The sequence below is a fragment of the Ruegeria sp. AA3 genome (genome assembly GCF_056542905.1).
The window spans coordinates 57765-71772 of sequence record NZ_JBQGAQ010000003.1 but is presented as its reverse complement, the minus strand read 5'-3'; the positions used below and the strand labels follow the sequence as shown (position 1 = coordinate 71772).

Sequence of the window (14008 nt, the reverse complement as noted above, 5' to 3'; positions counted from 1 at the left end):
GTGCGGAGCCGGTTCAGTGAACGGCCACGGGCGAAAGATCATGCTCCCGTGCAAGCACAAAGGCCAGTTTGCGGTCGGCCACCAAAGCCAGTTGCTGACCATCGGAATCGTGAACCGCATAAAGCTGATCCAAGTCGCCTGCCTGCTCGCGCACGTCGCGCGGCAAATCGGCCACATCGACCGCCTTCACATAGACAATCCGGTTGCCTTCGGTGTTTATCTCAATCGGTGTGTTCATTGCTCTTACCCCTTCTTGATGTTGATTGTCTGAACCACGGTTTCTGGCACGGCGCGGGTCAGATCCACATGCAGCAGACCGTTCTCCATGATCGCCTCGCCCACTTCGACACCATCTGCCAGCACAAACATTCGCTGGAATTGACGGGCCGCGATGCCGCGATGCAGGAAAATGCGCCCTTCACTGTCGTCGCGTTGACGGCCCCGGATCACCAGTTGGCGATCTTCGATGGTAATCGACAGGTCCTCTTCCGCGAAACCGGCCACTGCCAGTGTGATGCGATAGGAAAAATCCGAGGTCTGTTCGATATTATAGGGCGGGTACCCTTCATTTCCGGCCTTTGCAGAGCGTTCCAGAAGGCGTTCCAACTGCTCGAACCCCAAAAGATGCGGGTATGAGCCTAAGGTAAGTTTCGACACGTATTTTCGTCCTTCTTTGTCAAAGCGACGTTTTGTGCGGCCCCGTTCTGGCAACCGCGTATTATAGAATATGGGAAGATACAGGGATGTCCACAAGGTCTGGCCGGATAAAGCCTGACACACTATCTTGTGTGTAAAGCACCACATGAGCTACTGAGTCGCCAATGAACGCGCCCACCGATCTTTCGATGAAAACCGATGAAGTCCTGCGTGTTGAGTTGGAGGTTTTTCGCCGCCAGCACCGCGATCTGGACGAGGCAATTGAAGCTCTGCAGGCCAAGGGAACCTCAGACCAGCTGACGATCAAACGACTGAAAAAGCAGAAACTGCGCCTGAAAGACATTATTCGTCTGATCGAAGACCGTTTAACCCCAGATATCATCGCCTGAAGCGCGTGTACCGCATTGCCACATAAGTGGATTTGGCTATAGTGCGCGCTCTTTCCGAAGGCAGGGGCACAGTAGCTATGAGCGATGTGAAAGTAGGGATCATCATGGGCAGCCAGTCCGACTGGCCCACGATGAAAGAGGCCGCCGACATTCTGGATGAATTGGGCATCGCATATGAGGCACGCATCGTCTCGGCTCATCGCACGCCAGATCGTCTTTGGGACTATGGAAAATCCGCTGTTTCGCGCGGCTTAAACGTGATTATCGCAGGTGCAGGCGGCGCAGCGCATCTGCCCGGCATGATGGCGTCAAAAACCCGCGTACCGGTGATTGGTGTGCCTGTGCAGACACGCGCACTGTCGGGTGTGGATTCGCTCTATTCGATCGTGCAGATGCCCAAAGGCTTTCCGGTGGCGACCATGGCGATCGGCTCGGCCGGTGGGGCCAATGCGGGGCTGATGGCTGCGGGAATACTAGCGCTACAGGATGCGGCACTGGCGGATCGGTTGGAGGCTTGGCGCGAGGCGCTCTCGGCCTCGATTCCCGAGGAACCGCAGGGATGAGCCGCATCGGCATCATCGGCACCGGCCACATCGCGGCGCCGATTGCACGATTAATGGCTTCAAAAGGGCATGAAATTTGTGTCACCGAGCGCAACGCGCAGGTTTCCGAGGCCTTGAAGGCAGAGCTTGGAGTCGGCGTCGGCACTCCGCAGGAGGTACTTGATGGCTCAGACATCGTGTTCCTCTGCCTGCGCCCACATATTGCAGAAGACGTTCTAAGCCCGCTGACCTTTCGCTCTGATCAGCAGATCGTATCTGTGATGGCTGCGGTGCCTCAGACCCAGCTTGCAACACTATGCGCTCCAGCATCAAATTTCGTGCAGACTATCCCGTTGGGATTTTTGCAGACCGGAGGATGCCCACTCGCCGCCTACGGCAATGATCGCTTGCTGGCCGAGTTGTTTGAGCCAGAAAACCCCGTGGTAAAAGTCGCTGACGAGACGGCATTGAACGCCCATTTCGCAATCTGCGCCATGGTGCCAGGCCTACTGGATCTGATGGCAACCGGTGCAGGATGGCTGGCCGAGCAAACCGGCGACGAACACGGTGCCGAGTTCTACACCACTCAACTGATGTCAGGTTTCCTTGAAGCCACGCAGAAAGGGCAAGCGGGTCAATTAGCTACAGAGCGCGACGCACTTGCGACCGAAGGCACGCTAAGCCTTCAGATGACAGATACCTTGCAGTCCGAGGGCGCGCATGATGCTTTGCGCAGCGCTCTTACAGCGATTGGCAAACGATTGGAGACGTAACGATGGCAGATATGCTCCCGACCGGTGCAACGATCGGAATACTGGGCGGTGGCCAGCTGGGCCGCATGCTGTCGGTCGCCGCAGCACGACTGGGGTTCAAGGCTCATATCTTTGAACCAGGTACGAACCCGCCCGCCGGACAGGTGACAGATCGTGTCACAACCGCTGCGTATGATGATGAGAACGCTCTCAAGGCCTTTGCGGAATCGGTAGACGTCATCACCTATGAATTCGAAAACATCCCCACTCAGGCGCTGGATCTGCTTGAAGCACATCGCCCAATCCGCCCCGGCCGTGAGGCGCTGCGGGTCAGTCAGGACCGGCTGACTGAGAAGACCTTTCTGCGAGGTCTCGGCCTTAAAACTGCGCCCTTTGTAGACATCACCGATCTGAACAGTCTGCAGGCTGCAATTGATGAAATCGGCACCCCTGCGATCCTGAAAACCCGCCGCTTTGGATATGACGGAAAAGGGCAAGCCCGCCTGCGTGGGCCCGGCGACGCCGAGGCAGCTTTGGGTGATATGGCAGGTGCGCCGTCCATTCTGGAAGGGTTCGTGGAATTCAGCGATGAAGTGTCGGTTATCGCAGCGCGTGGCCTCGACGGTCAGGTCGCCTGTTTCGATCCCGGAGAGAACGTGCATCGTGACGGTATTCTGCATACGACCACAATCCCAGCACGCCTGTCGCCGGCGCAACGAACAGACGCTGTACTACTCGCGGCCAATATCCTGAACGCGCTGGATTATGTTGGCGTGATGGGAGTTGAACTGTTCGTGACACCTGAAGGCTTAATCGTGAACGAAATCGCACCTCGGGTTCACAACTCGGGTCATTGGACGCAGAATGGTTGTGCCGTAGATCAGTTCGAGCAGCATATTCGAGCAGTGACAGGTTGGCCATTGGGCGACGGGCAAAGGCACTCGGACGTTGTGATGGAGAACTTAATTGGTCACGACATGGACCGCGTGCCCGAGCTTGCGCGTGAGCGGGATATCGCGCTGCATCTCTACGGCAAGACCGAGGTCAAGGTGGGCCGCAAGATGGGGCATTTCAATCGTATCGTGCGTTAGAAGTAATCGCGCTGACGCGCGATGCCTCTGGCGGGGATACTTTGGGCCAGATGAAGCTGGGATCAGCTTAGAAACCGCGTAGCGATATCGCCGGACATGTAGCTGACGCGCCCACCTGACAAAGTGGCCGCGACACGTTGGGTTGCTGCATCCAATATTACAAGATCAGCCCGTTTTCCGGGCTGCAGTGCTCCACGATCCTTGAGGCCCAGAACTTCTGCGGGACCCGAAGAAACCAATGCCCAAGCATTTGTGAGATCCAGCAAACCGGATTTTACCAGCATCAACGCAGCACGACGTGGGCTGGGGTAGTGGTAATCCGATGCCAGCGCATCACACAGACCCATTGCGATCAGGTCCAAAGCACTGGCATTTCCCTTATGCGAACCGCCACGAACGACGTTTGGCGAACCGAGGATGATGTGATCACCACCCGCTCTGGCGGCTTCGGCGGCTTCAAGCGTTTCGGGGAATTCCGAGATCATGACACCGCGATCGCGCCAGACCGTACGATCCTGAGAAGTGGAGTCATCATGGCTGCCCAGTCGTATGCCTCGTTCTGTGAGTTTAGCGCAAAGCCCATCCAATGCAGCTGGCACCTCGGTACTGCGTGCGTGCATTGATAGCAGCATGTCAAAATGGGTTTCCGGATTACGCCCCGCCTTCAACGCCTGCCCCGTCAGACGCGGTGGTTTGCGCCCTTCCGCCAACCGATCATGAGGCAGATGATCGTTTAGGACCACGTAGGGGACCTGCCAGCTTTCAATGCGCTCTGGCAGCACCTCATAGTCGTCCAGCATATGGGTTTCAAAGCGTAACTGTGGGATCAGATCTGTCGCCACATCATCACGGACCGCCGATATGGCCTCGAAGACTTGCCCGGCAAATTCGGGTCCGCGCACGCCACCTTCCCAGCTGTGAAACTGCGCCAGAACAGCGGTCGTAATTCCGTTTGCCGCCAATTCCGCCTCAACCGATAAAATGCCCTCTGCCATCTGCTTCATCGCGCCACGACGCGGTGCGATATGGCGTTCGAACCCGTCGCCATGCAGATCTATAATCCCGGGCAGAACAAAATAGCCCGACAAATCAATCTGCCTCCCCGCCCTGCCCGACTGTACAAGACCGTCTGCGATGGATAATTCACCGCTCGTAAGCCCATCCTCCGGCAGCAGAACATCTGCGCCGGTCAATGTCAGTTCCAATGAGCTCATTGAGTGCGCTCCGATTCGGGTTCCGAGCAGTCTTCGCCCAGACAGATCTGATCGATGATATCCATCACCCCATCAAGCCAAGTGATCTGGGGATCAAACTGTCCGAATTCGATGAAATGCAGTGTCTGCGCCATGACGCGTGGGTTATTCATCATGAACGTATGGGTAACCGGCAGGACAATATGATCTGACATACCCTCAACTTTTGTTGTCTCAATTGAGACCTTGCCGTCATCGGGCCCGTCAATAAGGGACGAAAAAAGCGGATTTAAAGAATTCTCTCCCGCAATCACCCCCAGATCGAAGTCGACAGGCGGCAAGCGGCGCGGAATGCCCTCGGGGCCTGTTCCCAATGCCAGACCGGCGGGTCCATTCAGAAAACCGAACACCTCCCAAGCGCCAAGCTCATCTACCAGTTGGCTGCCTTGGTTCGGGGGGCCAAGCATAACGACGCGCCCAAGTTTATCGGGTTCATTATCCTGCAACCAATACCGTAACAGAATGCCTCCCATCGAATGGGCCACGACGTTCACCGTGTCGTCACCACAGGCCTCGAAAGCATCGGGCAATGTCTGGTTGGCGAGCTCGGGTATCGGCAAATCTGTCGATGGGTAACCCGGCCTGATTACCGTATAGTCATGGGCATGGAAAAGCTGCTCCATGACGGTAAACGAAGCCTCGGTACGCGCAAGCCCGTGGAGCAGCACGACGCATTTCGCCTGTACCGCCACAGGAGCAATAGTAAGAAAGATCGCTGCTACAAACTTCATACCCGCCAAATAAGACTTAACCAAAGTTGAGAAAACCCCTAGTCGCCGCGCCGCCGCGTCACTGCCAGCGCAATTCCGCCCAGCACAAAGCTTGCTCCTAGCAACAGCCGTAGGTTCGCAACCTCTGATAGCAGAATGATACCGGCGGCAATGGCGATGACCGGAACGCTGAGTTGTACGATCGCGGCGACAGCAGGCGAAAGCTGCGGCACAACGCGATACCACAGTGCATAGCCCAGACCGGACGTGACGCCTCCGGATAACGCCGCCAATACATAGCCTAGCGTCGTCATATGCCAGTCACTGCCCATTAGGAACAAGGCGAGTGCCGTAAATGGCAAAGCCACAATGAAGTTTGCAGCAGTTCCCGACAACGCGTCTGGTTCTGATCGCCCAGAGATGGAATAGATAGCCCATCCAATCCCGGCAGCCGTCATCATACTCGCACCCAACGGATCGACTTGCACCGGCCCGGCAGGCCAAAGGACAAATACCAGACCGCCCAGCGCAACCCCGGCACCGAGTAGCTGCCGCATCATGGGTACCGAGCCAGTCAAAGCCCCGATGGCGAACATCGTGATCTGCACCACTCCAAATAGGATCAACGCGCCAAGCCCTGCATCGAGCGTCAGATAGGCGACGGAGAATCCGATCATGTAGAGTAATAGCGACCCTGCCCCAGCTATGCGCCGGCGGCTAAACACTGGGATTGTGCCGCCTCGCATAACCACCAGTGCAGCCAAAACCAAAGCACCAGACAATACTCGAAAGACCGCAAATCCCGCCGGACCACTGGCACCGCTATCAATCGCGAGCCGATTTAGGATCGAGTTCGCCGCGAAGGCGCACATGGTCAGTGAGGTCAAAAGAAACAGGCGCATATCAACGGCATAGAGGTTTCAACGCGGTTTGCACACTCACTTTTCTGCGCGAACACAGCACGCGGCTCGCCGTGTTTACCAGCGCAAACTAAAACGGGGCCGCCCAAAGGCGACCCCGTCGATAAGCGCTATGGCTTGAGCAGCTTACATCATGCCGCCCATGCCGCCCATGTCGGGCATGCCGCCGGCAGGTGCGCCACCGTCTTTGGCAGGCTTGTCGGCAACCATTGCTTCGGTGGTGACCAGCAGGCCAGCAACCGATGCCGCGTCTTCCAGAGCGGTACGGACAACTTTGGCCGGGTCGATCACACCGAACGAGAACATGTCGCCATATTCTTCGGTCTGCGCGTTGAAGCCGAATGCTGCGTCGGAAGATTCACGAACCTTGCCTGCAACAACCGCACCGTCGACACCTGCGTTCTCGGCGATCTGACGCAGCGGCGATTCAATAGCCTTGCGCACGATGTTGATGCCTGCGTTCTGGTCAGCGTTTGCGCCTTCCAGAGTTTCCAGTGCTTTACCAGCCTGAACCAGAGCAACACCACCGCCGACAACGACGCCTTCCTGAACGGCAGCGCGTGTTGCGTTCAGAGCATCGTCCACACGGTCCTTACGCTCTTTCACTTCAACTTCGGTCATGCCGCCGACGCGAATAACGGCAACACCGCCTGCCAGTTTGGCAACGCGCTCTTGCAGCTTCTCACGGTCGTAGTCCGACGAGGTTTCTTCGATCTGTGTACGGATCTGAGCAACACGTGCTTCGATCTCGGCTTTCTCGCCAGCACCGTCGACGATGGTGGTTTCGTCTTTGGTGATTTCGATTTTCTTGGCGGTGCCGAGCATGTCCATGGTGACGGACTCGAGCTTCATGCCCAGATCTTCGCTGATGACCTGACCGCCGGTCAGGATTGCGATGTCCTGCAGCATGGCTTTACGGCGATCGCCGAAGCCCGGTGCTTTGACCGCAGCAATTTTCAGGCCGCCGCGCAGTTTGTTGACAACCAGAGTTGCCAGCGCTTCGCCTTCAACGTCCTCAGCAATGATCAGCAGCGGTTTTTGCGACTGGATCACCTGCTCGAGCAGCGGAACCATCGGCTGCAGCGAGGACAGTTTCTTTTCGTGTAGCAGGATCATGCAGTCGTCGAGTTCTGCGATCATCTTATCTGCGTTGGTGACGAAGTAAGGCGACAGGTAGCCACGGTCGAACTGCATACCTTCGACAACATCGGTCTCGGTTTCCAGACCTTTGTTTTCTTCGACGGTGATAACGCCTTCGTTGCCAACTTTCTGCATCGCGTCAGCGATCTGCTGGCCAATCTCGGCTTCGCCGTTGGCCGAGATGGTGCCAACCTGAGCAACTTCTGCCGAGTCTTTAACTTCACGCGAGGCGTCTTTGATGCCTTCAACAACCTTGGCAGTTGCCAAGTCGATGCCGCGCTTCAGGTCCATCGGGTTCAGGCCAGCTGCAACCTGCTTCAGACCTTCGCGAACGATGGCTTGAGCCAGAACGGTTGCAGTGGTGGTGCCGTCGCCGGCTTCGTCATTGGTGCGGCTGGCGACTTCTTTCACCATCTGCGCGCCCATGTTTTCGAACTTGTCTTCCAGTTCGATTTCCTTGGCAACCGAAACACCGTCTTTGGTGATGCGCGGTGCGCCAAAGGATTTGTCCAGAACCACGTTACGGCCTTTGGGGCCCAGGGTCACTTTAACAGCATCGGCCAGAACATTTACACCGGCCAGCATGCGGTTACGGGCATCGGTGTCAAACTTGACGTCCTTTGCAGACATGTTGTCTCTCCTTGAGAAAATCTATTGAGATGAAGATCAGAGAAAGCGCTTGGGCTTACTCGATGATCCCCATGATGTCGCTTTCTTTCATCATCAGCAGCTCTTCGCCGTTGACCTGAACCTCGGTGCCCGACCATTTGCCGAACAGGATCTTGTCACCAGCTTTTACAGCCATCGCGATCAGTTCGCCGCTATCCTTGCGCGCGCCTTCGCCGGTTGCGACGACTTCGCCTTCGCTGGGCTTTTCTTTTGCGCTATCGGGAATGATCAGGCCGCCTGCGGTTTTTTCTTCGCTTTCGGTACGGCGAACCAGTACGCGGTCATGAAGCGGTTTCAATGCCATCTTTGCAGCTCCTTGGGCTCAAAGTTTGTTTATCCTCCCCTCGCCGACTGACGAGGCGTTAGCACTCGGGTCTCATGAGTGATAACGACGCATAGCTAGGGAGTAACCGAAAGTGAGTCAACAAGCTGCATGAATATTTTTTGCAGCTTAAAGAATCCAGAATAATTGGTTTACTCAAAACCCCGGCAGACTAATCTGGTCGCACCCTTGATTGAGGCGGAAACTTTGATGCCTAGATGCCAGTTCCTTGCCGCCTCGAATGTGCTTTCACTTGCTCTGATCATCTGTTTCGCCGCTACGGCGCAGGCCCAAACCCTTATCCAAAACACCCGATTATGGGAGCACCGCTTGGACGCGCGAATTGGCGTCCTTCTGTATGAAACTGACGCTGCTTGGGAAGTCTCGCATCGGGCCGATGAGCTGTTCCCGATGTCCAGTACATTCAAGCCACTCTTGTGCGGCGCGATTTTGGCAGGTGTGGATTCTGGTGCAGTAGACCTGTCAGAAAATGTGGCAATTCAGACATCAGACCTTGTGGAATATTCACCTGTTACGAGCGAACACGTTGAGACGGGAATGACAATTGGTGCGTTATGTCAGGCAACCATGACAATCAGCGACAACGCAGCGGCCAACCTCTTGTTAAAACAACTGGGCGGGCCAGCCGGGCTGACCGAGTTCCTCCGGGCAACGGGCGACGGCACTACACGCCTGGATCGTTGGGAGACTGCCCTGAACGAAGCCACCCCTGGCGACCCGCGTGATATAACGACACCACGGGCAATGCTGGAGACAATAGAACGGCTGTTATTCGACGAGGTGCTTTCACCCGCCTCAGCCGCGCAGCTTGGGCAATGGATGATTGATGATCAGGTGGCCGACGGGCTTATCCGCGCTCATCTGCCAAAAAGTTGGATAATTGGGGACAAAACCGGAGCAGGAGGTTACGGCAGCCGCGCGATCATCGCCTTTTTGCAGACACCTGAACCACGAACATATATGGCAGCCATCTATCTGACTGAAAGCAATGCGTCATTTCCTGAACGCAACGCGGTGCTCTCGGACATTGGCCAAGCGATGATCGCCGAGATTAGCGCACGGATTGACTGATCACCTTCAGCACGCGGCAAGTCGGCTATTCCGCTTCTTCCCAGCTATATGCCCAATGTTTCAATCCTTCGACCCCCGTGGCAGATAGGGCATATACGCCTTTCTCCACCTTCTCGAACCAGCCGTAGTGGTTGTCATACATCAGGCGCGTGGCTGTTTGGACCCCCGTCGCCTTTGCCACCGTTGCCCCTTTGACCGCGCCATGTTCAGCCAGATGTGCCGCGCATTTAAGCGCATCTTGCCGATAGGCCGTCACAATACCATGGCGCGTGGCACCGCCTGCATTCGGATCACCCTGCAGCCGTTCAAATTCCCGCAGCAATCGCTTGGCTTTCACCTTGTCATTGCGTGGCGTATATGGGCCAGGGTCGCATTGAACCTCAACCGTACCATCCGGGCGCACGGTGATCAGGCCCAGGCCCAAACGGCGACACATCGCCAGATTGTCCTTCAAAGCCCGTCGCGCCATTCGCCCTTTAGGCTTACAGACCCCGATGTAGACTTGATCGGTCACTTTCAGGCGCGTGATGGCCTGATGAAACAGCGCAAGGTTAAAGCGCAGTTTGAGTTCAACGATCACCAAGTCTTCGCCATCGCGTACGGCCATGATATCGGCAGCGCCGACCTCTCCTTTCACGGTATAGCCCTGTCGTTCCAACAACGCTTTGATTGGAGGGTAGAGATCTTGCTCAAGTTTCATGAGGCCATGCTATGCGGTTTCGCGCAGATTGCCAGCCGCTGCTTGATAACAAACCACGTTGCAGGCGGTAAGAAGGCAGGGGTATGAATTGGGCATCGTCGCAAGCTGCGGAAGGAATCCCATGCGTCTGCTCAGCATTTGTCTTTGCCTATTATTTCCAATCACCGCGCAAGCAGCATGTGAGGGGCGAGATCTGAGGCTTGATCTGTCGACCGAAGCTCAGGCTGAGCTGGACGAGACGCTTCGCGCTATTCCATTTCCGGAAGGCAATCACTGGATCGCCACTAAGGACGACACTGTGCTGCATTTGATCGGCACTCTGCACACCAACGATGCGCGAATGGGGCCAGTGGTTGATAGATTGGCGCCAATCCTGAGCCGGGTCGACGCGTTCTACTTTGAAGTTACAAAGACAGAGATGGAGGCTTTCGAGAAAGACCTGGCCGAGGACCTCAGCCCGGTATTGATCACATCAGGGCCAACTTTGATCGATCTGATGTCAGAAGAAGATTGGGCCGCGTTGTCGGAAACGCTGGCTGATCGCGGGATTCCCAGTTGGATGGCTGCGAAGATGCGCCCTTGGTTCCTGAGCATGATGCTTGGCATTCCGCCTTGCCTGATGAATACCCCCGATTTCGATCGGGGCATGGATACGCGCTTGACCGAATTGGCCGTTGAACATCAAATTCCTCAGTATTCGCTCGAACGCATCGAGGACTTGATTATCATGTTCGACAGTCATTCGTTGGAAGATCAGGTTGCCTCGCTGACCCGGATGTCAGGCGCACTGGAGGCGGGTGACGATCAAATGATCACCATGGCGAATGCGTATATCGAGGAACAGCACGCTGCAATCATGGAATTGGCCAAGATACAGGGGCTTGAAGCATCAGGACTGACACCCGAGGAGTTTAACGCCGAATGGCAGAGTTTTGAGGATCAGCTTCTGGTACAGCGCAACGCAAATTGGATGGAAATGATTTTGAGCCTGAAGGATCAGACCGCAGTCATCGCTGTTGGGGCCGGACATCTAAGCAATGACTACGGCTTGCTAAACCAGTTGCAGCAGGCGGGATACACCTTAGAGCGCGCTGAATTCTAGGAAATCAGACCAAGGGTCGCAGCACCTTTCCTTCCGGGTGACATCCGGGATTGACCACCCTATAAGGCGCGCAAATCCACATTCCTCAGGACACGCGACATGACAACGCTAGTTTTTGGCCATAAATCTCCCGACACCGATTCCACCGGCTCTCCGATCCTGTGGTCCTGGTATCTGAACGAAGTGAAGGGTGAGCAGGCCCAGCCTGCATTGCTGGGTGAACCCAACACCGAAGCGGCGTTCATGCTGGAACGCTGGGACCTGCCCAAGCCTCAGATCATCGAGGACGTGGCAGAAGATGCGCCCGTTATCATCGTCGACACCAACAATCCGGCTGAGTTGCCGGCCAGCATCAACAGCGCCGACATCCGCGCGATCATCGACCACCACAAGCTGGTTGGCGGACTTGAAACCAAAGGCCCGATCGATATCACCGTGCGCCCACTGGCCTGCACGGCAACCATCATGGTCGACCTGATGGGTGACGATGCCGCCAAGATGCCTGACGCCATCAAAGGTGCAGCGCTGACCTGCATCCTGTCGGATACGCTGGAGTTCCGCTCACCCACCACCACCGCCCATGATCGTTCCGTGGCCGAGAAATTGGCGGCTGAGCTTGGTCTGGATGTCGCGGTCTACGCCGCCGACATGTTTGCAGCGAAATCGGATGTCTCGTCTTTCTCGGACGCCGAACTGATCCGCATGGATAGCAAGGAATACGAAGTCGACGGCACCAAGTTCCGGGTTTCGGTTCTGGAAACTACAGCACCCGGCGTCGTGCTGGATCGCAAGGACAGCATCGTAAGCGCGATGACCGATGTGGCCAAAGAAGACGGCGTTGATCAGGTGTTGCTGTTCGTGGTCGACATTCTGAGCGAAGAGGCGACCCTGCTGGTTCCAAACGATCTGGTCAAAAGCGTCGCCGAGAAAAGCTTTGGCGCTACCGTAGACGGCGACGCGGTTGTCCTGCCAGGCATCATGAGCCGGAAAAAGCAGATCATTCCAAACCTCAAGGTCTGAGTTTAGATCATCAAACGCGCTCGAACCGGGCGCCTTTCTTTTTGCGAGGCTCTGCCTCGCGCTCCGGGATATTTGTGGCCAGATGAACAAGGGAATCCTATTCCCTTCAACATGCCCAAAGCGGGACCTCTGGCAAATCTGGCCGGGCTCTGCCATAGGCTTGGTATCTTGCATTCCCTGTTCCACGAGGCGCGCCATGACCCAAATCGTTTCTTCACTTGCGGAAATCTCCGACAGGTACAAAGCGCTGTTCGTTGATTTGTGGGGGTGCGTTCACAACGGGATCACCGCCTACCCCGAGGCCGTGGCTGCCCTGCAAGCTTATCGGCAAAAAGGCGGCACTGTGGTTCTGGTGACCAACTCTCCCAAGCCCCGAGCCGGTGTTGCAGTGCAGCTAACGCAATTCAACGTACCCGCGGACGCCTATGACACCATCGCGACCAGTGGCGATTCGGCACGTTCTGCGATGTATCGCGGGACGGTTGGTCATAAAGTCTATTTCATGGGCGAATGGCAACGTGACGCGGGATTTTTTGAACCGCTGAAGCTGTTGGATCATCCTATCCATATCGAGCGCGTGGCGCTGGACGAAGCTGAAGGCATTGTGTGCTGCGGCCCGTTCGACCCGATGGCAGACCCGGATGTAAACCGGCCCGACTTTCTGTATGCCAAGCAGAAAGGATTGAAACTGCTTTGCGCCAACCCCGATATCGTCGTGGACCGAGGCGAAACACGCGAGTGGTGCGCAGGAGCTTTAGCCCGGCTTTACAGTGAGATGGGAGGTGAAAGCCTGTATTTCGGCAAGCCACACCCGCCGATCTATGATCTGGCACGACGAAGGCTGCAAGCAATCGGAGTCGACGTCTCTGACTCCGAGATACTGGCGATTGGTGACGGGCCCCAGACAGACATCGCGGGGGGCATGGGTGAAGGCATTGACACCTTGTTCATCACCGGGGGGCTGGCCGCGGCTGAAACCAAAACCGCACATCACCCGGATGAGGATGCATTGCGGGTCCATAACGAAAAAGAACAGATTAACCCTACCTTCTCGATTGGCCGTTTGAGATAGCAAAAAAGACTTGATTTTCTGCGACTGCGAAGTAATAAAGTTGCCGACGAGCGGCAAATGATGGTCTTTTGTTGCTCTTTCGATCTCGGATGAGGGCAGCATGTTGGACAACCTTCCACGCGGAACGATTTGTATCGAAGACATCGAAATGGGCATGTCACGGCATCTGCGCAAAGTGGTGACAGATGAAGACATCGAGATGTTTGCCCAGGTGTCGACAGACCGTAACCCTGTTCATCTGGATGATGATTATGCCCGCGATACAATTTTCGAAGGGCGCATTGCGCATGGCATGCTGACCGCTGGCCTGATCTCTGCCGTGATCGGGGAGCAGCTGCCGGGACATGGGACCGTATACATGGGTCAATCGCTCAAATTTCTGGCGCCGGTGCGTCCGGGGGACATGGTTTATGCCGAGGTCAAGGTGATCGATATCGATTTCGCCAAACGCCGGGTTAAGCTGGATTGTCACTGCGCAGTCGACGGTAAGAAAGTGCTGGTGGGTGAGGCCATGGTGCTGGCACCAAGCCGCAAGTTCGACTGATCACGCAGCTTAGCCGATCTGCGGCTTGAACCT

17 protein-coding genes are annotated in these 14008 nt (G+C 56.1%); 9 read left to right on the top strand and 8 right to left on the bottom strand.

Annotation, left to right across the window (positions count from 1 at the left end; all coding sequences use genetic code 11):
- Positions 1-13: 13 nt before the first annotated feature.
- On the bottom strand, positions 14-238 hold the full coding sequence (locus ACR0JR_RS06910; protein ID WP_010441789.1) for a DUF1150 family protein: 225 nt from the start codon (positions 236-238) through the stop codon (positions 14-16).
- A 5-nt stretch (positions 239-243) separates the two neighbouring features.
- On the bottom strand, positions 244-657 hold the full coding sequence (locus tag ACR0JR_RS06905) for an Hsp20 family protein (protein WP_010441788.1): 414 nt from the start codon (positions 655-657) through the stop codon (positions 244-246).
- A 164-nt stretch (positions 658-821) separates the two neighbouring features.
- On the opposite strand from ACR0JR_RS06905, the gene ACR0JR_RS06900 reads away from it, so the two are divergent.
- From ACR0JR_RS06900 to ACR0JR_RS06885, 4 genes are all read left to right on the top strand, one after another.
- Entirely contained in the window at positions 822-1046 is a 225-nt protein-coding gene (locus tag ACR0JR_RS06900; RefSeq protein WP_010441787.1) for a YdcH family protein, read from the top strand.
- A 77-nt stretch (positions 1047-1123) separates the two neighbouring features.
- Positions 1124-1609, top strand: a complete 486-nt coding sequence (purE, locus tag ACR0JR_RS06895) for a 5-(carboxyamino)imidazole ribonucleotide mutase (RefSeq protein WP_010441786.1) — start codon at positions 1124-1126, stop codon at positions 1607-1609.
- Positions 1606-2361: an NAD(P)-binding domain-containing protein gene (locus ACR0JR_RS06890; RefSeq protein WP_480455559.1), complete on the top strand. Its 756-nt coding sequence runs from the start codon at positions 1606-1608 to the stop codon at positions 2359-2361. Before purE ends, ACR0JR_RS06890 begins: the two co-directional genes overlap by 4 nt.
- 2 nt (positions 2362-2363) lie before the next feature.
- Complete coding sequence (locus tag ACR0JR_RS06885) at positions 2364-3431, top strand: 5-(carboxyamino)imidazole ribonucleotide synthase (protein WP_480455557.1); 1068 nt, start codon at positions 2364-2366, stop codon at positions 3429-3431.
- A 62-nt stretch (positions 3432-3493) separates the two neighbouring features.
- Here the strand turns inward: ACR0JR_RS06885 and ACR0JR_RS06880 are convergent, their stop codons facing one another.
- From ACR0JR_RS06880 to groES, 5 genes are all read right to left on the bottom strand, one after another.
- Complete coding sequence (locus ACR0JR_RS06880) at positions 3494-4645, bottom strand: alpha-D-ribose 1-methylphosphonate 5-triphosphate diphosphatase (RefSeq protein WP_480455556.1); 1152 nt, start codon at positions 4643-4645, stop codon at positions 3494-3496.
- Complete coding sequence (locus ACR0JR_RS06875; RefSeq protein ID WP_480455555.1) at positions 4642-5415, bottom strand: alpha/beta hydrolase; 774 nt, start codon at positions 5413-5415, stop codon at positions 4642-4644. The genes ACR0JR_RS06880 and ACR0JR_RS06875 overlap by 4 nt, the downstream gene beginning before the upstream one ends.
- Positions 5416-5453: 38 nt before the next feature.
- Positions 5454-6296: a DMT family transporter gene (locus ACR0JR_RS06870; protein WP_480455554.1), complete on the bottom strand. Its 843-nt coding sequence runs from the start codon at positions 6294-6296 to the stop codon at positions 5454-5456.
- Positions 6297-6440: 144 nt separating this feature from the next.
- Positions 6441-8084, bottom strand: a complete 1644-nt coding sequence (gene groL, locus ACR0JR_RS06865; RefSeq protein WP_480455553.1) for a chaperonin GroEL — start codon at positions 8082-8084, stop codon at positions 6441-6443.
- Positions 8085-8139: 55 nt separating this feature from the next.
- Positions 8140-8427, bottom strand: coding sequence for a co-chaperone GroES (groES, locus tag ACR0JR_RS06860; RefSeq protein WP_039523824.1), 288 nt, complete (start codon positions 8425-8427; stop codon positions 8140-8142).
- A 228-nt stretch (positions 8428-8655) separates the two neighbouring features.
- Between groES and bla the strand changes: the two genes are divergently transcribed.
- Complete coding sequence (gene bla / locus ACR0JR_RS06855) at positions 8656-9537, top strand: class A beta-lactamase (protein WP_480455551.1); 882 nt, start codon at positions 8656-8658, stop codon at positions 9535-9537.
- A 25-nt stretch (positions 9538-9562) separates the two neighbouring features.
- On the opposite strand, the gene ACR0JR_RS06850 is transcribed toward bla, so the two are convergent.
- Positions 9563-10237 carry a DUF2161 domain-containing phosphodiesterase gene (locus ACR0JR_RS06850; protein ID WP_480455550.1) on the bottom strand — a complete coding sequence of 225 codons (675 nt, stop codon included), beginning with the start codon at positions 10235-10237 and terminating at the stop codon, positions 9563-9565.
- Positions 10238-10358: 121 nt separating this feature from the next.
- Between ACR0JR_RS06850 and ACR0JR_RS06845 the strand changes: the two genes are divergently transcribed.
- The 4 genes from ACR0JR_RS06845 to ACR0JR_RS06830 all read left to right on the top strand — a co-directional run bounded on the left by ACR0JR_RS06845 (position 10359) and on the right by ACR0JR_RS06830 (position 13975).
- Positions 10359-11339 (top strand): TraB/GumN family protein, encoded by a 981-nt coding sequence (locus ACR0JR_RS06845; RefSeq protein ID WP_480455549.1) that lies wholly within the window; start codon positions 10359-10361, stop codon positions 11337-11339.
- A gap of 99 nt (positions 11340-11438) precedes the next feature.
- A complete protein-coding gene (locus ACR0JR_RS06840) occupies positions 11439-12359 on the top strand; it encodes a manganese-dependent inorganic pyrophosphatase (RefSeq protein ID WP_480455548.1) in 921 nt (306 codons plus the stop codon).
- 196 nt (positions 12360-12555) lie between these two features.
- Positions 12556-13431: a TIGR01459 family HAD-type hydrolase gene (locus ACR0JR_RS06835; RefSeq protein ID WP_480455547.1), complete on the top strand. Its 876-nt coding sequence runs from the start codon at positions 12556-12558 to the stop codon at positions 13429-13431.
- Between the two features lie 100 nt (positions 13432-13531).
- The gene (locus ACR0JR_RS06830) at positions 13532-13975 is read left to right on the top strand and encodes a MaoC family dehydratase (RefSeq protein ID WP_074736482.1); all 444 of its coding nucleotides are present in this window, start codon (positions 13532-13534) and stop codon (positions 13973-13975) included.
- Positions 13976-14008: the final 33 nt, after the last annotated feature.